Annotated in this window: 17 protein-coding genes; 12 read left to right on the top strand and 5 right to left on the bottom strand. The window is 74.6% G+C overall.

The genetic code is table 11. The features are described 5' to 3' along the window. Positions 1-203: 203 nt before the first annotated feature. The 10 genes from K329_RS30205 (at position 204) to yidD (ending at position 12,132) form a co-directional block, all read left to right on the top strand. Positions 204-3,137 carry a lamin tail domain-containing protein gene (locus K329_RS30205; protein ID WP_169721577.1) on the top strand — a complete coding sequence of 978 codons (2,934 nt, stop codon included), beginning with the start codon at positions 204-206 and terminating at the stop codon, positions 3,135-3,137. A 326-nt stretch (positions 3,138-3,463) separates the two neighbouring features. Continuing rightward, on the top strand, positions 3,464-4,828 hold the full coding sequence (gene glnT, locus K329_RS0106795; RefSeq protein ID WP_043642537.1) for a type III glutamate--ammonia ligase: 1,365 nt from the start codon (positions 3,464-3,466) through the stop codon (positions 4,826-4,828). A 30-nt stretch (positions 4,829-4,858) separates the two neighbouring features. Beyond that, positions 4,859-5,803 carry a class II glutamine amidotransferase domain-containing protein gene (locus tag K329_RS0106800; protein ID WP_028472452.1) on the top strand — a complete coding sequence of 315 codons (945 nt, stop codon included), beginning with the start codon at positions 4,859-4,861 and terminating at the stop codon, positions 5,801-5,803. After that, positions 5,791-6,552 (top strand): protein glxC, encoded by a 762-nt coding sequence (locus tag K329_RS0106805; RefSeq protein ID WP_028472453.1) that lies wholly within the window; start codon positions 5,791-5,793, stop codon positions 6,550-6,552. Before K329_RS0106800 ends, K329_RS0106805 begins: the two co-directional genes overlap by 13 nt. 9 nt (positions 6,553-6,561) lie before the next feature. Continuing rightward, the gene (locus K329_RS0106810) at positions 6,562-7,920 is read left to right on the top strand and encodes an FMN-binding glutamate synthase family protein (protein ID WP_028472454.1); all 1,359 of its coding nucleotides are present in this window, start codon (positions 6,562-6,564) and stop codon (positions 7,918-7,920) included. Positions 7,921-7,927: 7 nt separating this feature from the next. Further along, positions 7,928-8,548 carry a HutD/Ves family protein gene (locus K329_RS29410; RefSeq protein ID WP_052336507.1) on the top strand — a complete coding sequence of 207 codons (621 nt, stop codon included), beginning with the start codon at positions 7,928-7,930 and terminating at the stop codon, positions 8,546-8,548. 22 nt (positions 8,549-8,570) lie between these two features. Then, the gene (locus tag K329_RS0106820) at positions 8,571-9,692 is read left to right on the top strand and encodes an FAD-dependent oxidoreductase (protein WP_028472455.1); all 1,122 of its coding nucleotides are present in this window, start codon (positions 8,571-8,573) and stop codon (positions 9,690-9,692) included. Next, the gene (locus tag K329_RS0106825) at positions 9,689-10,996 is read left to right on the top strand and encodes an allantoate amidohydrolase (RefSeq protein ID WP_084541069.1); all 1,308 of its coding nucleotides are present in this window, start codon (positions 9,689-9,691) and stop codon (positions 10,994-10,996) included. The genes K329_RS0106820 and K329_RS0106825 overlap by 4 nt, the downstream gene beginning before the upstream one ends. Positions 10,997-11,005: 9 nt before the next feature. Then, complete coding sequence (locus K329_RS0106830; protein WP_052336508.1) at positions 11,006-11,701, top strand: helix-turn-helix domain-containing protein; 696 nt, start codon at positions 11,006-11,008, stop codon at positions 11,699-11,701. Next, complete coding sequence (gene yidD, locus K329_RS29415) at positions 11,698-12,132, top strand: membrane protein insertion efficiency factor YidD (RefSeq protein WP_157571610.1); 435 nt, start codon at positions 11,698-11,700, stop codon at positions 12,130-12,132. Before K329_RS0106830 ends, yidD begins: the two co-directional genes overlap by 4 nt. Positions 12,133-12,143: 11 nt before the next feature. Here the strand turns inward: yidD and K329_RS0106840 are convergent, their stop codons facing one another. The 3 genes from K329_RS0106840 to K329_RS0106850 form a co-directional block, all read right to left on the bottom strand. Continuing rightward, positions 12,144-12,635, bottom strand: a complete 492-nt coding sequence (locus K329_RS0106840) for a DinB family protein (RefSeq protein WP_043642538.1) — start codon at positions 12,633-12,635, stop codon at positions 12,144-12,146. A gap of 321 nt (positions 12,636-12,956) precedes the next feature. Further along, entirely contained in the window at positions 12,957-14,786 is a 1,830-nt protein-coding gene (locus K329_RS0106845; protein WP_028472459.1) for a DUF429 domain-containing protein, read from the bottom strand. A gap of 49 nt (positions 14,787-14,835) precedes the next feature. After that, entirely contained in the window at positions 14,836-15,321 is a 486-nt protein-coding gene (locus K329_RS0106850) for a DedA family protein (protein ID WP_245596462.1), read from the bottom strand. Between the two features lie 158 nt (positions 15,322-15,479). On the opposite strand from K329_RS0106850, the gene K329_RS0106855 reads away from it, so the two are divergent. Continuing rightward, positions 15,480-16,349 (top strand): hypothetical protein, encoded by an 870-nt coding sequence (locus K329_RS0106855; RefSeq protein ID WP_157571611.1) that lies wholly within the window; start codon positions 15,480-15,482, stop codon positions 16,347-16,349. A gap of 213 nt (positions 16,350-16,562) precedes the next feature. Next, entirely contained in the window at positions 16,563-17,663 is a 1,101-nt protein-coding gene (locus K329_RS0106860; RefSeq protein WP_028472462.1) for a hypothetical protein, read from the top strand. Between the two features lie 37 nt (positions 17,664-17,700). On the opposite strand, the gene K329_RS25170 is transcribed toward K329_RS0106860, so the two are convergent. After that, complete coding sequence (locus K329_RS25170) at positions 17,701-18,531, bottom strand: peptidoglycan recognition protein family protein (protein ID WP_211225766.1); 831 nt, start codon at positions 18,529-18,531, stop codon at positions 17,701-17,703. Beyond that, positions 18,512-18,733, bottom strand: a complete 222-nt coding sequence (locus K329_RS0106870; protein ID WP_157571612.1) for a hypothetical protein — start codon at positions 18,731-18,733, stop codon at positions 18,512-18,514. The genes K329_RS25170 and K329_RS0106870 overlap by 20 nt, the downstream gene beginning before the upstream one ends. Positions 18,734-18,806: the final 73 nt, after the last annotated feature.

An 18,806-nucleotide genomic window follows, 5' to 3' on the forward strand; every position in this document is an offset into this window, starting at 1 on the left:
CCCGCCCACCCTGCTCGCGCCCCCGTCGGTCCTCGGACCGGCGGGGGCGCGGTGCGTGGGGATCGCCACCCATGTCGTACGACGAGGGGGCGCTGCGGCGCCGAGCCTTCGGCGGGCGGGGGCCGACCGTTCACCGGTCGTTCGCCCGACGCGAGCCGGGCTGCGCGAGGTTGACGCGGATCCCCTCCGCGAAAGGCACCCCCATGCGTCCACCCCGGACGAGGCTCGCAGTCCTCGCCCTGCCGCTGCTCGGTCTCAGCGTGCTCAGCCCGGTCGGAGCGGTCTCGGCCGCCGCACCGGCCGCCGACCCCACCTCCGACGTCCGCATCAACGAGATCGCGCAGAACATCGGCGAGACCGACTGGGTCGAGCTGACGAACGTCGGCACCGCCCCCGTCGACGTCTCCGGATGGAAGCTCTTCGACAACAGCGACATCCGTGACTTCGCCCTCGCGGCGGGCACGGTCATCCCCGCCGGCGGCCACCTGGTGGTCGACGTCGACGTGGACGTCGACGGCCGCACCGGCTTCGGCCTCGGCCGCGCCGAAGAGGTGCGCCTCTTCCAGCCCGGCACCGACGGGCTCGTCCTCGTCGACCAGTTCGGCTGGAGCGACCACACGCCGACGACGTACGGGCGCTGCCCCGACGGCACCGGCGCGTTCGGGGCGACCGCGGCCCCCACGCCGGGCGCCGCCAACCAGTGCGCGGCCGTCCCGGCCGACGCGGTGCGCATCAACGAGGTCGAGTCGAGCGACGCCGCCGGCGGCGGCGACTGGATCGAGCTGACCAACATCGGCCTCGCGCCGGTCGACCTCTCCGGCCTGGTGGTCAAGGACGACGACGACACGCGCACGCTCGCGATCCCCGCGGGCACGACGCTGGCCCCGGGCGGCTTCTTCGTCGTCGAGGAGCCGTTCCTCACCTTCGGGCTCGGCGGCGCCGACTCCGCCCGGATCTTCGACGGCGACACCCTCGTCGACTCCTACTCCTGGACCCAGCACGCCGGGACGACGTACGGGCGCTTCCCCGACGGCACCGGCGAGTTCGCGCCGACGGCGGAGCCCACCAAGGGCGCCGGCAACCTGCCCGTCGTGGCCACCACGCCCGCGGTCGTGATCAACGAGACCGTGTCGACGGGCGGCGTGCCCGGCGACTGGGTCGAGCTGCTCAACACCGGTGCGACCACGGTCGACCTCAGCGGGTTCGTCGTGCGCGACAGCGACCCGCTCCACACCGCCGTCCTGCCCGCGGGCGCGAGCATCGCCCCCGGCGGCTTCTACGTCGTCGAGGAGGCCGCACTGGGCTTCGGTCTCGGCTCCGCCGACATGGCGCGGCTCTACCTGCCCGACGGCTTCACGCTCGTCGACGAGCGGTCCTGGACCGCCCACGCCCCCACCAGCAACGGGCGCTGCGGCGACGACTGGGTCGTCACCACCTCGGTGACCAAGGGCGCGGCCAACGACTGCTCCGCCCCGGTGCGCATCAACGAGGTCGAGTCCAGCGGGGGCACGCCCGGCGACTGGGTCGAGCTGAAGAACAACGGCGTCACCCCGGTCGACGTCAGCGGCTGGGTGCTCACCGACAGCGACGACACGCACCGCTTCGAGGTCCCGGCCGGTACGACGATCGCCGCCGGCGGCTACTGGGTCGCCGACGTCGAGGCGTCGTACGGGCTCGGCGGCGCCGACGCCGTACGCCTCGTCGACGCCGCGGGCACGCCGGTCGACTCCTACGCCTGGACCGCGCACGCGGCCACGACGTACGGCCGCTGCCCCGACGGCACGGGTGACGTCGCCGTCACGCGCCAGCCGACACGGGGCGCCGCGAACGCGTGCGAGGGCGACCTCGAGACGTCGCCGTGGCCGGGCTCGCCCGACGTGGCCACCGCCGACCCGGCGGGCACCTACCCCTCGAACCTCAGCGGGCTCGTGTTCGAGGAGTCGGGCGACGTGGTCTGGGCCGTGCAGAACGGTCCGGGCACGCTCCACCGCCTCGTGCCGCAGGGCGACCAGTGGGTCGCCGACGCCGGCTGGGCGGGTGGCAAGGCGCTGCACTACGCCGACGGCACCGGTGACGTCGACGCCGAGGGTGTCGAGGTGGGCGCCGACGGCCTGTACGTCGCGAGCGAGCGCAACAACGCGGGTGGCGGCAGCCGGCCGTCGATCCTCAGGTACGACGCCGCCGCCACGGGCGCGTCGCTCAGCGCCACGACCGAGTGGAACCTCGCCTCCGACCTGCCCGTGCTGGGCGCCAACGCCGGCCTCGAGGGCATCGCCTTCGTGCCCGACGAGGTGCTCGTCGCGCAGGGCTTCGTCGACCAGAGCACGGGCGCCGCGTACGACCCGGCCCGCTACCCGACCGCCGACGGCGTCTACCTCGTCGGTGTCGAGGCCAACGGCACGGTCTACGCCTACTCGCTGGCGGCCGACGGCACCTTCACCCGGCTCGCCTCGTTCGCGAGCGGCTTCCCGGGCGTGATGGAGCTCGAGTACGAGCCCGCCACCGAGCAGCTGTGGGTCGGCTGCGACGACGGCTGCCAGGGGCGCACCGCGCTCTTCGAGGTCGGTGGGGCGGGGGAGTTCACCCGCACCGAGGTCGTCGAGCGTCCGGCCGGCATGCCGAACCTCAACAACGAGGGCCTCGCCATCGCGCCGCCGGCCACCTGCGTCGACGGCGCGCGCGAGGTGCTCTGGGCCGACGACGGCAGCACCGACGGTCACGCCCTGCGCTCCGGCACCCTCGACTGCGTCGCCGTGCCGGTCGACCCGGAGCCCGAGCCGGAACCCGAGCCGCAGCCCGTCGCGGGCCAGTACGGCGTCGGGTCGCAGATCAAGCCGGGCGCCCCGTGGCGCTTCGCGCGGTCGGGCGCGGCCAAGCCGATCCAGGTCTACTACGCGGGCGAGGGCGGCCGCGAGGTCACCGGCACGGTCTACGTCAGCATCCGCCAGGCCGGCACGGCGCAGCAGGTCGTCGTGGCCCACCGGTACGACGGATCGGGCCGCCAGCTCACGACCCCGGTGATCCCGCCGGGCAAGGGCAGCTACCAGGTGGCGCTCACGTTCGTGCCCGACGACGACGCGTTCCGGTTCAGCGTCCGCTCGTTCTGGGTCTGGGCGACGCCCACGGGTCGCCCGTGACGCGCTGACCCCGCCTCCGACGAGGCCCTGGTCCACCGGCGCCGGGCCGGCACTCCTGCGGGGGTGCCGGCCCGGCGTCGTACGTGGTGGTGCGCCGGGCCGGCGGCCGGGTAGTCCCTGACGTAGTGGTCGTCGATCCGTCCGGGGAACGACCGGAACGTCAGGGACTACCTCCCCGGGGAGTGCTGCCGCCCGACCCGCCGACCCCGCGACGCCTCTCACCCCGCCACCGATCGTTGCGACGGCGCAACGTCTCCGTAACACCCGCCGTGTCTACTACTCGTAGACAGTGATTCACTAGAGTGAACAAGCGGAGGCGGACCAGCATGACGGAGATCCAGGAGCAGAGCACCGAGGCCGCGGACCTCGCGACGCTCGCCGAGAAGGCCGGCACGACGTTCATCCTCGCGCTGTTCGTCGACCTCAACGGCAAGCCGTGCGCGAAGCTCGTGCCGATCGAGGCGGTGGAGGAGCTGCAGACGACGGGCGTCGGGTTCGCCGGCTACGCCGTCGGCGCGATGGGCCAGGAGCCCAAGGACCCCGACCTGATGGTCATCCCGGACCCCGCCTCGTTCACCCCGGTGCCCTTCATCAAGGAGGGCCTGGCGATCGTGCACTGCGACCCCTACGTCGAGGGCAAGCCCTGGCCGTTCGCACCGCGCGTGATCCTCAAGTCGATGCTGGCCCGGCTCAAGGAGAGCCAGGACCTCGAGGCGTACGTCGGCGCCGAGGTCGAGTACTTCCTCCTGCGCCGCGAGGCGGACGGCACGCTCGTGACCGCCGACCCGGCCGACCGCGCCGACCAGCCCTGCTACGACGCCCGCGGCGTCACCCGGATGTTCGACCACCTGGCCGGCATCTCGCGGGCGATGAACGAGCTCGGCTGGGGCAACTACGCCAACGACCACGAGGACGGCAACGGCCAGTTCGAGCAGAACTTCGCCTACGCCGACGCGCTCACCACCGCCGACCGCGTCGTCACGCTGCGCTACCTCATCTCCATGCTGGCGGAGGAGCGCGGCATGATCGCGACCTTCATGCCGAAGCCGTTCTCCGACCGCACCGGGTCCGGCCTCCACCTGCACCTCTCGCTGTGGCGCGACGGCGCCTCCACCTTCCCGGTCGCCGACAGCGACACCGACGCCAAGGGCCTCGGCCTCAGCGCCACGGCGTACGCGTTCACGGCCGGCGTGCTCGAGCACGCCTCGGCCCTCCAGGCGGTGCTCGGCCCGAGCGTCAACTCCTACAAGCGCACCGGCGCGGTCAGCACCACCTCGGGGGCCTCGTGGGCGCCGCGCTTCCCGACGTACGGCGGCAACGACCGCACGCACTTCATCCGGATCCCCGACCACCACCGCATCGAGCTGCGCGGCGGCGACGGCTCGGCCAACCCCTACCTCGCCATCGCGGCGTCGCTGGGCGCCGGCCTCGACGGGCTCGAGCGCGACCTCGACCCGGGCTCCGTCGGCGGCGACAACGGCACCGTCCGCGCGCCTCTGCCGCGCACCCTGCTCCACGCGGTCGAGGCCCTCGAGGCCGACCCGGTGATCGCGGGCGCCCTCGGCGCCGCCGCCGGTGACAGCGGGCTCGACGTGGCCGCCTACTTCGCCCACGCCAAGCGCGAGGAGTTCTTCTCCTGGCACTCCCGGGTCACCGACTGGGAGACCGACCGCTACCTCACGGCGTACTGACCCCCCGACCAGAGAAGAAAGAGGACCCCCATGTGCGGCATCGTCGGGTTGCACCTGCGCAACCCCGAGCTCTACCCGCGCCTCGGTGAGCTGCTCACCGGCATGCTCTGCGAGATGCAGGACCGGGGCGCCGACTCGGCCGGCGTGGCCGTGTACGGCGACCCGCGCTGGTCACCGGCCGGCAGCGTCGCGGTCTCCTTCGTGCCCGACGCCGCGAGCACGGCGCTGACGAGCGGTACGTCGGCGCACGAGGCCGCGGCCACCCTCACCGCCGCCCTCGGGTCCCCGGTCGAGGTCGTCGACGCCGGCCCGACGCTGGTCGCCCACGCGGTGGCGAGCCCGACCACCGCCGGGGCCTCCGACGTCGTCGCGCTGCGCGCCGCGGTCGTCGCGTCGTACCCCGAGGCGCTCGTCACCGGCTTCGGCGACGACGTCGCGGTGCTCAAGGGCGTCGGCCACCCCCGTGACCTCGCGACCGCCTTCGGCCTCGAGCAGGCGCAGGGCTGGCAGGGCGTCGGCCACACCCGGATGGCCACCGAGTCGGCGGTCACCGCGGGGGGCTGCCACCCCTACGCCGTGGGGCCCGACCAGTGCCTCGTGCACAACGGCTCCTTCTCGAACCACGCCTCGATCCGCCGCGACCTGCGCGCGAAGGGCGTCGCGTTCGACTCCGAGAACGACACCGAGGTCGGCGCCCGCTTCGTGGCCGACCGCCTCGAGGCGGGGTACGACGTGGAGACCGCGCTGAAGGAGCTGCTCGTCACCTTCGACGGCTTCTACACGCTGCTGGTGAGCAACTCCCGCTCGTTCGCGGTCGTCCGCGACGCCATCGCCTGCAAGCCCGCGATCATCGCCGAGACCGACGACTGGGTGGCGATGGCGTCGGAGTACCGCGCCCTCGTCGGCCTGCCCGGCGTCGCCGCGGCCCGCATCTACGAGCCCGAGCCCGAGAGGATCTACGCATGGACGCGCTGAGCACGGAGACGATCGACTCGGAGACGGTCGGCACGGAGACGGTCGGCACGGCCCGCGAGCTCGACCTCGCCACCACCCCGCTCCGCAGCCTCAACGGCCTGCTCCACGGCCGCGAGGTCGAGGGCCACGCGCCGCTGGCCGACGAGCCCGTCGTCATCCGCAACCCGCGCGGCGCCCACTCGGTGGCCGCCGGCCTCGACCGCCCGCTCCAGGTGACGATCGACGGCCACGTCGGCTACTACGCGGCCGGCATGAACCAGCGCGCCGACGTCGTCATCGAGGGCAACGCCGGCGTCGGCGTGGCCGAGAACATGATGAGCGGCTCGGTGGTCGTCAAGGGCAACGCGTCGCAGTCCGCGGGCGCCACGGCGCACGGCGGCCTGCTCGTCGTCGAGGGCGACGCCGCGGCCCGCTGCGGCATCTCGATGAAGGGCGTCGACATCGTGGTGGGCGGCTCGATCGGCCACATGAGCGCCTTCATGGCGCAGGCCGGGCGTCTCGTCGTGCGCGGCGACGCCGGCGAGGCCCTCGGCGACTCGATCTACGAGGCGCGGCTCTACGTGCGCGGCACGGTCGCCTCGCTGGGCGCCGACTGCGTGAGCAAGGAGATGCGCGCGGAGCACCTCGAGGAGCTGGCGACGCTGCTCAAGGCCGCCGGCTTCGAGGACGACGACCCCGCGTCGTACACGCGCTACGGCTCCGCCCGCAGCCTCTACCACTTCCACGTCGACAACGCCTCGGCGTACTGAGGAGCCCCGATGACCCAGCAGACGGACCCCACGCCCGACCACCTCGCCCAGCGCGGCCTGCGCCCCTCGGCGACGTTCGACGCGGCGACGATCCACGACATCCAGCGGGCCGCCGCGACCGGCGTCTACGACATCCGGGGCGGCGGCGCCAAGCGTCCCGTGCCGCACTTCGACGACCTGCTCTTCCTCGGCGCCTCGATGAGCCGCTACCCGCTCGAGGGCTACCGCGAGCGCTGCGACACCGACGTGACGCTGGGCGGCCGCAACGCGACGTACCCCCTGCGTCTCGCCATCCCCGTCACGATCGCCGGCATGAGCTTCGGTGCGCTGTCGGGCCGCGCGAAGGAGGCGCTCGGGCGCGGGGCCAGCGAGGCCGGCACCTCGACCACCACGGGCGACGGCGGCATGACGCCCGAGGAGCGCGGCGAGAGCAAGCACCTCGTCTACCAGTACCTGCCGAGCCGCTACGGGATGAACCCCGACGACCTGCGCAAGGCCGACGCCATCGAGATCGTGCTCGGCCAGGGCGCCAAGCCCGGCGGCGGCGGCATGCTGCTGGGCCAGAAGATCAACGAGCGCGTGGCCCGGATGCGCACGCTGCCGCAGGGCATCGACCAGCGCAGCGCATGCCGCCACCCCGACTGGACCGGCCCTGACGACCTCACCATCAAGATCGCCGAGCTGCGCGAGATCACCGACGGCGAGAAGCCGATCTACGTGAAGGTCGGTGCCTCGCGGCCCTACTACGACGTGAAGCTCGCCGTGCACGCCGGCGCCGACGTGGTCGTCGTCGACGGCATGCAGGGCGGCACCGCGGCCACGCAGGACGTCTTCATCGAGAACGTCGGCATCCCGACGCTGGCGGCGATCCCGCAGGCGGTGCGGGCGCTGCAGGAGCTGGGCGTGCACCGCTCCGGCGCCGACGCCGTCCAGCTCGTGGTCTCCGGCGGCATCCGCACCGGCGCCGACGTCGCCAAGGCCCTCGCGCTCGGCGCTGACGCGGTCGCGATCGGTACGGCGGCGCTCATCGCCCTGGGCGACAACGACCCGCGCTGGCAGGCCGACTACGAGGCCATCGGCTCCTCGGCGGGCTACTACGACGACTACCAGGACGGCCGCGACCCCGCGGGCATCTCCACCCAGGACCCCGAGCTGCAGCTGCGGTTCGACCCCGTCGAGGGCGGACGCCGGCTCGCGAACTACCTCCGCGTGCTCACGATGGAGGCGCAGACCATCGCCCGTGCCTGCGGCAAGTCGCACGTGACGCACCTCGAGCCGGAGGACCTCGTGGCCCTCACGATCGAGGCCGCCGCGATGGCGGGCGTGCCGCTGGCCGGCACCTCGTGGATCCCCGGCCAGGGGTTCTGAGCCGCCCGTGGTGAGGGTCGGCGCCCTGGCGCGCGGCGGGGCCGGGGCGGCCGAGGTCGTCGACCCGGCACGACTGCCGGGGGTGCCGTGGCGCAACGGCGGCGGCACGACGCGGGAGCTGCGCGTCGGCCCCACGGTCGACGGGAGCACGTGGCGGGTCAGCGTGGCCGAGATCGTCGGCCCCGCGACGTACTCGCGCTTCGACGGGCTCCAGCGCTGGTCGGCCGTGGTGGCGGGGGAGGGCCTCGACCTGGAGGTCGACGGGGAGGTACGGCGCGTCGACCGCGGGCCGGCGCTGACCTACTCCGGCGAGGCGGTCGTGCGCGCCGTGCCGGTCGACGGGCCGGTGCTCAACCTGAACCTCATGGTCGACCGCGCCTGGGGCACCGGCAGGATGCGGCGCAGGATCGTCGACGGTGCCGGCCGCTGGGACGCGTCCGTCGTGGCGCTGTGGGTGCTCGCCGGCGAGGTGCGGGTGGACGACGCCCGCGCGGTCGCGGGGCAGGTCGTGCTGCCGCGCCGGGCCGGCTGGTTCGGCGCGGCAGCGGCGACGCTGGTGGAGGTGGCCGTGACGGCCGGAGCAGCAGGAACGGCCGGGCAGCAGGAGCAGCAGGGGCCGACGACATGACCGAGGGGAGCGGAGGGCGACGATGACGTCGTACGTGGTGGTGGGGGCCGGGCTCGCGGGCGCGGCGACGGCCTGGGAGCTGGCGCGGCGCGGCCGCGAGGTGACCCTCGTGGAGCGCACGACGCCGGCGAACGAGCACGGCAGCTCGCACGGGTCGGCGCGGATCTTCCGCTACGGCTACGCCGAGACGTTCTGGACGGCGCTCGTCGCCCGCTCGCGCGAGGCCTGGACCGAGCTCGAGTCCCTGGCCGGGCAGACCCTCGTGACGCCGACGGGGTCGCTCGACCACGGGTCGCTGCGCGAGCCCGAGCACCTGGCCGCGGTGATGGCCGAGGTCGGGGTGGAGCACGAGCTGATGGGTGCTGCGGCCGCGGCGGAGCGCTGGCCAGGGCTGGCCTTCGACTCGACCGTGCTGTGGCACCCGGGCGCCGGCGTCATCGACGCCGAGGGCGCCGTGCTGGCGATGGCGCGGCTCGCGGCCGAGGCCGGCGCGACGGTGCTCACCGGGTGGCCGGTGGCGACCGTCGAGCGCGACGGGGCAGGCTTCCGGGTCGTCTCCGCCGACGGGGCGGACCTGCGCGCCGACCACGTCGTCGTGAGCGCCGGCGGGTGGCTGCCCGACCTGCTGCCCACGCTCCCCGAGGCGCTGCGCCGACGGGTGCCGCCGCTCCAGGTGCGCCAGGAGCAGGCCTTCCACTTCCCCTACCGCGAGACGCCGACCGGCACGTGGCCGACGTTCATCCACAAGCAGCCGGACCTCCAGGTCTACGGCCTGCCCGGCGGCCGCGACGCGGAGTTCCGCGGCCAGAAGGTGGCGGAGTACAACGGCGGACGCGTGGTGCCGTCCGCGGCGCACGCCGACGGCGTCGTCGACCCCGCGAACCGCGAGCGGGTCGTCGCGTACGTCGATCGCCACCTCCCGGGCCTGGTGCCCGAGCCGTACGCCGAGACCACCTGCCTGTTCACCAACACCCCCGACGAGGACTTCGTGATCGACGGCGCCGACGGCATCACCGTCGTCTCCCCCTGCTCGGGCCACGGCGCGAAGTTCGCCCCGGTCATCGGCCGGATCGCGGCCGACGCCGCCACCGGCGCCGGCGACGTGCCCGACCGGTTCCGGCTCGTCGCGGAGGTCGACGCGTGAGCGGCGGGCTGACCGGCCGTCCGACCGACGCACCGACCGCTCCCGCCTCCGTCGCGGGCCTCCTGCGCGACATCGCCGACGTGGGCCGCGACGCGACCCGCGGCGGCTACTCCCGCTTCGTCTACGACGACGGCGAGACCACCCTGCGCGAGTGGTTCGTCGCGGAGGCCGAGCGCCGCTCGCTCGAGGTCGAGACCGACCGCAACGGCGCGCTCTGGGCGTGGCGGCACGGGACGGGCGGGGCGACGGGCGGCCCGGGCGGCACGGCGGGCCCCGGGGCCGCGGTCGTCACCGGCAGCCACCTCGACTCGGTGCCCGGCGGCGGGGCGTACGACGGACCGCTCGGCGTGGCCTCCGCGTTCGCGGCGGTCGACCTGCTCGACGCCCGCGGCGTGCGGAGCGAGCGGCCGCTGGCCGTGGTCGCGTTCCCGGAGGAGGAGGGCGCGCGGTTCGGTGTCGCCTGCCTCGGGTCGCGGCTGCTGGCGGGCGCGATCACTCCCGACCGGGCGCGGGCCCTGACGGACGCGGACGGGCTGACCTTCGCCGAGGTCGCGGCCCGCGCGGGCCTCGACGTCGACCGGATCGGCCCCGACCCCGCGCGCCTCGCCGCGATCGGCGCGTTCGTGGAGCTGCACGTCGAGCAGGGCCGGGGGCTCGTCGACCTGGGCGAGCCCGTCGCCGTCGGCTCGGCGATCCTGGGGCACGGCCGCTGGCGGTTCTCGGTGACCGGCCAGGGCAACCACGCCGGCACGACGCTGATGCTCGACCGGCGCGACCCGATGGTGGCCGCCGCGGGCATCGTGCTCGCGGCCCGGGAGGTCGCGATCGACCACGCGGGGGCCCGCGCCACCGTCGGCCGCGTGCAGCCGGTCCCGGGCGGCACGAACGTCATCGCGTCGCGGGTCGACGTCTGGCTCGACGCGCGCCACCCCGACGACGCGGTCACCGCCGCGGTGGTCGCGGAGATCCACCGCCGGGCCGTCGCGGTCGCGGAGGCCGAGGGCTGCGAGGTCGTGCTCGTGGAGGAGTCGTACGGCGGCACGGTCCACTTCGACGACGGCCTGCGCGCCCGGCTGACCGACGTGCTCCCGCAGGCACCCGTGCTCGACACGGGCGCCGGGCACGACGCGGGGGTGCTCGCGTCCGTCGTACCGACCGCGATGCTGTTCACCCGCAACCCGACGGGCGTCTCGCACTCGCCGGAGGAGAGCGTCGAGGACGACGACGCCCAGACGGGGGCCGTGGCGCTCGCCGACGTGCTCGAGTCGCTGCTGCTCCGCCCGCAGGAGCCGATCGTCTCCTAGGGTTCACCCATGTCCATCGACAAGAGCCGGGCCGACCCGGCTCCGACCCGCGCAGCAGCCTCGGACGCACCCCTGCTGCGCAACCTCGCGGGTACGGCGCGGGAGCGCCACCCCTCCGAGCCGCTGGAGCAGCTGGAGCTCGAGGAGGCGATCGCGCGCAACGTGCGGCTCCTGCGGATGCAGCACGGGCTGTCGGTGGGGGACATGGCCGAGAAGGTCGGGATCTCGAAGGCGATGCTCAGCAAGATCGAGAACGCCCAGACCTCCTGCAGCCTCTCGACGCTCGCCCGGCTGGCGGTCGGCCTCGACGTACCGGTCACCTCGCTGTTCCGGGGCGCCGACGCGGAGCGCCCCGCGGCGTTCGTCGCGCAGGGCACGGGCGCGCAGATCGTGCGGGCGGGCACGAAGGAGGGCCACGAGTACGAGCTGCTCGGCTCGCTGCGCGGCGAGCACAAGCGGCTCGAGTGCCTGCACGTCACGCTCACGGAGAAGAGCGAGACCTACCCGCTCTTCCAGCACCCCGGCACCGAGTTCGTCTACATGCTCGAGGGCGTCATGGACTACAGCCACAGCCGCACCGTCTACCGCCTCACCCCGGGCGACTCGCTGCAGATGGACGGCGAGGGCGCCCACGGGCCGGTCGAGCTTGTCGACCTGCCGATCCGTTTCCTGTCCGTCATCGCGTTCCCGGAGGTGTCCCTGTGAGCTGGTTCGGAGACCGGCGGCGCCGGCGTGCGGCCATGACCCCGGCGCAGCGCAGGGCGGCCCGCAAGAAGCGCCGCGACGACTGCATCGACTGCGGGGACTGCGGCTGCACGGGCTGCGACCTGTTCAGCCTGATGACGCTCACCCTGCTGCTGCGCACCGTGCTCGGCCTCTTCCGGGCCAGCGCCGTCGACCCGCACACCCGTCGGCCCGCCACGCCGGGCGCCCGGGTCGCGGCCCGCGCCGTGCGCTCCTACCAGGTCAACGTCTCCGCCCGCCGGGCCCGCCCGGTGTGCCACCTGACGCCCTCGTGCTCCCGCTACGCGTTGCAGGCGCTGTCGACCCGGGGCCTCGTGCGGGGCGGCGTGCTCGTCGTACGACGCCTGCGCGCCTGCGGCCGGGCGGGCACGGCGCAGCGCGCGGCGCTCTGAGGCGTCGCCGGTCAGTCCGCGGCGGCGAGCAGCTGCTCGCGGAGGATGTCGGCGTGGCCCGCGTGCTGGGCGAGCTCGCGCAGCACCTGGAGGTAGAGCGCCCAGACCGTGCGCTCGCCGCGGCCGCCGACGACGTCACCCAGGTCGAGCGTCGCCATCGTGCGGCGCGACGCCTCGCACCGCTCCGCATGGGCCGCCCGTACGGAGGCGACGGTGTCGGCCGTCGTCAGGGTGAACGAGCGGTCCGGCGAGGTGGCGATGCCGATCTCGGCGTAGGTGCGGCCCGTGACGGCCTGGTCGAACCAGACGCCCTCGACGTAGGTGACGTGCTTGAGCAGGCCCAGCAGAGTCGTCCTCGACGGCACCAGCCGCTCGCGTGCCTGCTCCTCGGTGAGCCCGTCGAGGCTCGCCCGAAGGGCCTCGCGGTACTCCTCCAGCAGCTCGTCCAGCCGGGTGCGGAGGTCGGTGGTCCAGGGGCCCGGACCGGGAGCGGCGGAGGTCACGGGCGCCACGATAGGACGGGGCGGGAGCTCCGGCCACCGGTCTGCGCGGCGACGGGTGGTCCCTCGCCGACGGGTCGCGGTGTCAGCGACAGGGCGAATGGGGCGCGTACACCGCAGCCGCGAGGGCCCGATCGGTTGCGGTGTCAGCGACAGGGCGGATGGGGCGCGTACACCGCAGCCGCGAAGGCCGGAGGCTCCCCGGGTCAGCATCTCCCGAGGCCCCGCCCGGTTGCGGAGTGTGTCCCATTCGTGCCACCTGGTGACACCCATGGCACACACTCCGGGGAGTTTCGCCGCTCGAGCGGCGAAACTGCCGCCGGCTCAGGCCTCGCCGCGCAGCTTCGCGAGCCGGGAGGTCAGGAGCGGGACGCGGTCGCCGTTGCCGGGCAGCGCGACGTACTGCTCGCCGTAGGCCGCGAGGAGGTCGTCGTCGAGGCGACGGACGGCGCCCGCGGGGTAGCGGTAGGCCATGGCGGCGTTGACCGTGTCGCTGTCGACCTCGGCCATGGCGTCGGCGAGCTCGACCGGGGTGGTGATGTCGAGCTCGGCGAGGAGCCCGGCGACCCACTCGTAGTGGTCGGTGCGCGACCAGCCGGCGCCCGGGTAGCGGCCGGCGAGGTAGGCCGCGAGGTCGCCCGCGGCGAGGCGGGGGGCGTCGTTCGTCGGTCGGATCACGGTGGCCGGCTGCATCCAGACCCCGTTGGCGGCGCCGCTGCGCACCTGGTTGCCGCGCAGCTGGTCGCGGATGGTGGAGAACTCGCGGTCGGCCAGCTCGAGCAGGCCGGCGGCGAGCGTGAACCGGCGGTCGAGCTCGGAGGCGTGCTCGGGCGGCACCTCGCCCTTGTAACGGATGTCGTGCTCGAACTCGGCCCAGGCGTGCTGCAGCGCCGTGCGGATCTGGATCTCCACGATGCGGCCGTGGAGGGCCTCGGTGGCCACGGGCACGCTGCCCGAGATCTCGTCGGGCTCGTCGACGTCGCCCCCGGGCAGGGTCAGGTCGAGGTGGCGGCTGGAGTAGCCCCAGCGTCCGGCGCGCGCCGTCTCGAGACCCTTGTCGCGGTCGCCGAGCACGACGAACTCGTCGCCGAGCACGTCCGCCACCGCCTCGACGTCGCTGGCCAGGTAGGTGACGACCCGCACGCCGATCTGGTCGGCCATCTCGGCCAGCGGGTCGGCGTAGCGCAGCTGGCCCTCCTCGAGCGACGCCGCCTTGGCCGCGAACGACGCCACGTTCTTGGCCCGCGCCGTGATGGAGAGGTAGTTGATGCCCGCGTCGTCGAGCACGGCGGTCACGAGGGCGAGCGCCTGCTCGGTGGCGGTCTGGGTGCTGGGCAGCCGCGCGGCGTACGCCTCCACCGCCTTGTTGCGCGCCCGCTCGACCCGGCTCGGGCGCGGCGCCGGCTGGAGGCCCTCGGGCAGCGTGGGCGTGACGATCGCCCCGCCCCGCCAGCCCGTCTCCGGGTCGGCGTAGGTGGTGAGGCGCTCCGGCTCGAGCTCGACCAGCATCGCGACGTAGGCGCAGACGATCGCGTCGAGCTGGTCCTCCGCGAGCCGCAGCTCGGACTTGCGCTGCGCCTGCTCGACCGTCGCCACGAGGTTCTCCCAGACGGGTCGCCGCGCGAGCAGCAGGGGAGTGCGGGCCCGGGCGAGCTTCTCCAGCTCCTCCGTCAGGCGCAGCATCTCCGAGCGCATCTGCGCGAACGTCCGGTCGCGCTTCTGCTTGTACTTCAACGTGCGGCCCAGCCGGAACAGCGCCACCGTCGCCGCGTGCGGGTAGACCTCGACGGCCCGACGCCGGCCGCTGCTCTGCGGGTCGAGCACGAGGCGCCACGCCTTGGCCAGTCGCTCGGCCCGCGGACCGTCGGCGAACTCCGGCTTGCTGCGGTTCGTCGGGTGGGTGCCGGCCTCGAACGCCCGGAAGTCCTTGTTCAGCGCCGTCTCGGCCGGGCGGGTGCCCGTCTCGTTCGGCACGATCAGCGGCGCGTCGAAGGCGACCACGCAGGGGCCCGCGACGTACGGCGCCACCTCGGCGCTGATCGCCTCGTCGGGCGTGACGCTGGCGGTGTGGAGCAGACGGCCGCGCTCGTCGAGGACGGCGATGCCCGTGGGACGCCGCTCCCCCCACGCGAGATCGACGCCGATGAAGTGCACGGGGCCACCCTGCCACCTCGCGGCGACAACGGGCCGGTACGGCGCGGGTTCAGGCCTCGGGCGCGTCCGCGGGGCGGGCCCCGGCCCGGTCGAGACGGCGTCGTACGACGCGCGCCACCACCGCGACGACCAGCACGACCGCGAGGGCGACGCCCAGGATCCAGGGCCGGCCGCCCCACACCGCGGAGAGCACCGCGAGCCCGACGGTGACGTAGATCGTGGCCCAGATCGCGGCCCCGACGGCGAGGGCGGGGAGGTAGCGGCGCAGGGGCATCCGCAGGAGCCCCGCCGCCGCGTTGACGGCCGTCTGCACGCCGACGGTGAGGAAGCAGAGCGTGACGGCGGGCGCCCCGAACCGGCCCACGACCCGCTCGGCGCGGACCACCTCCGGACGGGCGAGGAGCCGCGTGGTCCGCTCGCTGCGGGCCGACGCTCCCCGGGCGCCGCGGCCCAGCGCGTACGTCGCCCCCGCGCGCAGCATCGCCACCGCGAACAGGAAGGCGAACGCCGCAGCGACGGGCCAGTCGTCGTACACGACGACCATTGAACCCGGCCGCGGCGGGTGAGCGGCACCACGGGTCGCAGGAAGGTCCCGGACCCCCCGGAGCGCCGGCCGACGCGGCCCAGGAGGTGGCCGGGCACACCCCTGCGTGGATGGCCGGGGCGGTTGGTCCGGGCGGCATACTCGATCCGATGTCCGACGAAACCCCCCGCATGCAGTTCGACTGGGTGACGCTCACCGGCGGAGCCCTCGCCGCCGTCTCCTCGGCCTTCCTGCTCTCCACCCTCGGTGCCGCCGGCACCCTCGTGGGCGCCGCCATGGGCAGCGTGATCGCCTCCGTGGCCGCGAGCTTCTACACGACCTCGCTGGCGCGCAGCAAGCAGAGGGTGCTGTCGGTGCAGGTGCCGATCCTGCGACCGCGGATGGACGGCGAGACGGGTGCCGACCCCGCTGCCAGTCCCACGGCCAGTCCCACGGTGACCCCGGTCGCCGACCAGTCGTCGACGCAGATGATGACGCAGGTCAGCGCCGCCGACCTGGAGGCGGCAGCGACGCCGGGGCCGACCGACCTGTACGGCGACGGTCCGTCCCCGGACCCGGCCGCCGCCGCCACCTCCTCGACGGCGTCGGCCGGTGAGGCCGGTGGCACCGTCGGCGAGCGGCTCCGTGCCCTGCCGTGGAAGTCGGTCGCGATCGCCGCGGTCGGGCTCTTCGTGGCGGCCGTCGTGGTGCTCGTGGTCATCGAGCTGCTCGTGGGGCGCTCGGCCTCGTCGATCACCGGCGGCAGCGACGGGGACTCCCGCACGACGTTCTCTCAGCTCGGCGGGGGCGGCAGCTCCTCCGACGACCCGACAGCGCCGGCCACCGGCGACCCGACCGGCTCGGGCAGCGACGACCCGACGACCTCCGCGCCGACCGAGAGCGACCCCACCGGGTCCGCGACCTCGGAGCCCACGGAGTCCGAGTCCGACGAGCCGACCCAGTCGCCGAGCTCGTCGGCCCCGACCAGCAGCGCCCCGGCCCCGACGACCAACGCGCCCAGCGCCACCGCGACGCGCTGACCTCTCCCATCTGATCCATCCGGCCGATCCTCCCGGTCGATCGCCCCAGGTGGTCTGGACCCCTGGTCCAGACCGGCGGCCCGATGGACCTCCGGTGGACACCGGGCATCAAGGCGGCGACAAGATTGGGTCCAGGGACGGTGTCGGGACGGTCCTGCCCCTCGTGCCGGGCTCCTCCGCGGTCGGACAATGACGGCGGAAGGGAGTTCCCCCATGAACCTCGATGACGACGCGGTGGCGGCCTGGGTGCCGGCCCTCGGTGACCGGGTCCGCAGCCAGCTGCCGCCCGAGCGGCACCTCTGGCGGGTCAACCGCTTCGGGGCGCGCAGCCTCCTCGGGCTCTCCGTCGTGGGCCTCACGTGGAGCGAGCCCGACGGCTCCCTCGTGAGCGTGCCGTTCAGCGAGGTCGAGGCGGTCGAGATGGTCGGCCCGAACGGCGTGATCCTGCACGTGCTCGGTCGCACCCCGACCCGTCACACGTTCCCCGACGTCCGTGACCGTGAGACGTTCCAGGCGCTGCTCCTCGCCGACCGGCAGACGGCGAGCCTGGTCGCGGGGGCGTTCGGTACGGCGCCCGTCGCGCCCGCGCCGTCCGCCCACGAGCGCCGCGGACCGGCCGCCCGGGTCGCGAGCCGCCTCGCTCCCGTGCCGGCGCCGGCGACCTACGTCCCCGCCCCGGCTGCGTACGTTCCCGCTCCGGCTGCGTACGTTCCCGCTCCCACCGTCGCCCACGCGCCGGCGGTCGTCGAGCCCGTCGCCCTGGCTCCGGTCGCCACGGCTGCCGTCGCCCTCGTGCCTGCTCCGGTCGCCCTCGCGCCCGCGGTCCGGGTGGGGCCGTCCGAGCCCGGGCGTCGGACCAGCCGCCTCGCCGGCCCCTTCGCGCCCTACCCGTCCTCACCGGTCCAGCCGGCTGCCCCAGAGGTCCAGCAGCCCGTCCAGCCGCCCGTCCAGCCGCCCGTCCAGCCGCCCGTCCAGCAGGTCCGGCCCGTCCACCAGCCGGCGCCGCGCAGCCCCGGCCTCCACCCGGGGCAGCATCACGACCGCCACGCCGCAGCGACCCCCGCCGGGGGCGTGGTGACCGCGCGCACCGCGTTCGAGCGCGTGCGGGACCTCACCTACAGCGCGGTGTTCCTCGGCATCGTCGGCGTCCTGGTGCTCGTCGTCTCGAGCCAGTCGGCGCAGCAGTCGGTGCGCTCCACCGGCACGCTGGTGCTGACGTACGTCGGGTTCGGCCTCATCGCGGCCGGCGTGCTCGCGCTGCTGGTGTCGCTGGGACGCTTCCTCCTGCTCGCCGGGTCGCCCGACCGGCGCTGAGCGCGACCGGGCGGCCCGAAGCCGTGGACCGGTCGACTCAGATCGGGCAGGCGTCCACGGGCAGCGAGGCGGGTCCCTGGATGAAGACGTTGTTGATGTAGCCGACGTGCGGGCTCGAGAGCTTCGACCAGAGGTTGTTGGTGTAGCCGCTCTCGGTGACGGTCTCGCCCTCGGTCTGGCACTCGACGTAGACGGTCGTCGTCGTGGGCAGGTAGCCCACCGGCGTGCCGGTCGTGTCGGGCGTCGGGCGCACGTTGACCCCGGCGACCCAGGTGCGGAACGGGGTGCCCGGCGGGGTCGGCGGCGGTTCCTCGCCCATGGCCGCGGCGACGTCGGCCCGCATCGCGTCGAGGTCGATGAACGAGGGGTCGATCTTGCCGCTCGTCGAGGTCTCGCGGTGGCCCCGGGCGTGGTCGGCCGAGCGCCCGAGACGCTGGAGCACGGCCGCGGTGGCGGCGACGCTGGCGTCGTACTGCGCCGGCGTCATCTCCTGCACGACGCCGCCCCCGCCGTCGCCGGCGTAGTCGATCTCCCACCCGATCATGAGCGTGTTGCCGTCGCCGGCCGGGATGGGCCCGGACCCGCCGCTCGTGCCCGCGTGGTTGCAGCGGTTCGCGCTGATGAGGTGGAAGACGCCGAAGTGGTCGACCAGGGCCTGGCACAGCGGGCCGGGCAGGTCGGAGCGGCCGTTGATGCAGATGTCGAGCGCCGGGTGGGGCCGCTCGGCGCTGCTCGGCGCGGCCGTGTGGTGCCACAGCACCCCGATCGGCTCGAAGCTGGCGCCGGCGGAGCGGTTCAGCCAGTCGCCCTCGACCACGACGCTCACGCCGGCGCCCCGCAGGACGTCCTCAAGCCAGGAGATCTGCACGGCTCACCGCCCCCTGCTCGATGAGGTCGGCCAGGCACTCGGTGCCCGAGGCGGTCGCGGCGGCGGTGGCGGCGGCGGCCGGCGAGACGGAGCCGGCGAGCACCCCGCCGGTGGCGGTCACGACGACCGGTGCCGCGGCGATCACGCCCGTCCGGCGGAGCAGCGCCCGACGGCTCAGCGGGCCGGCGGTGGAGCCCGGCACAGGGCTGGCGGTGGGGCTGGCGATGGGGCTGGCGGTGGGCGGGCGCACGCGCGTGGGCGCGCCCGGAGTTCGA

This window comes from Nocardioides alkalitolerans DSM 16699 (assembly GCF_000426525.1).
GTDB classification, from domain to species: Bacteria; Actinomycetota; Actinomycetes; order Propionibacteriales; family Nocardioidaceae; genus Nocardioides; species Nocardioides alkalitolerans.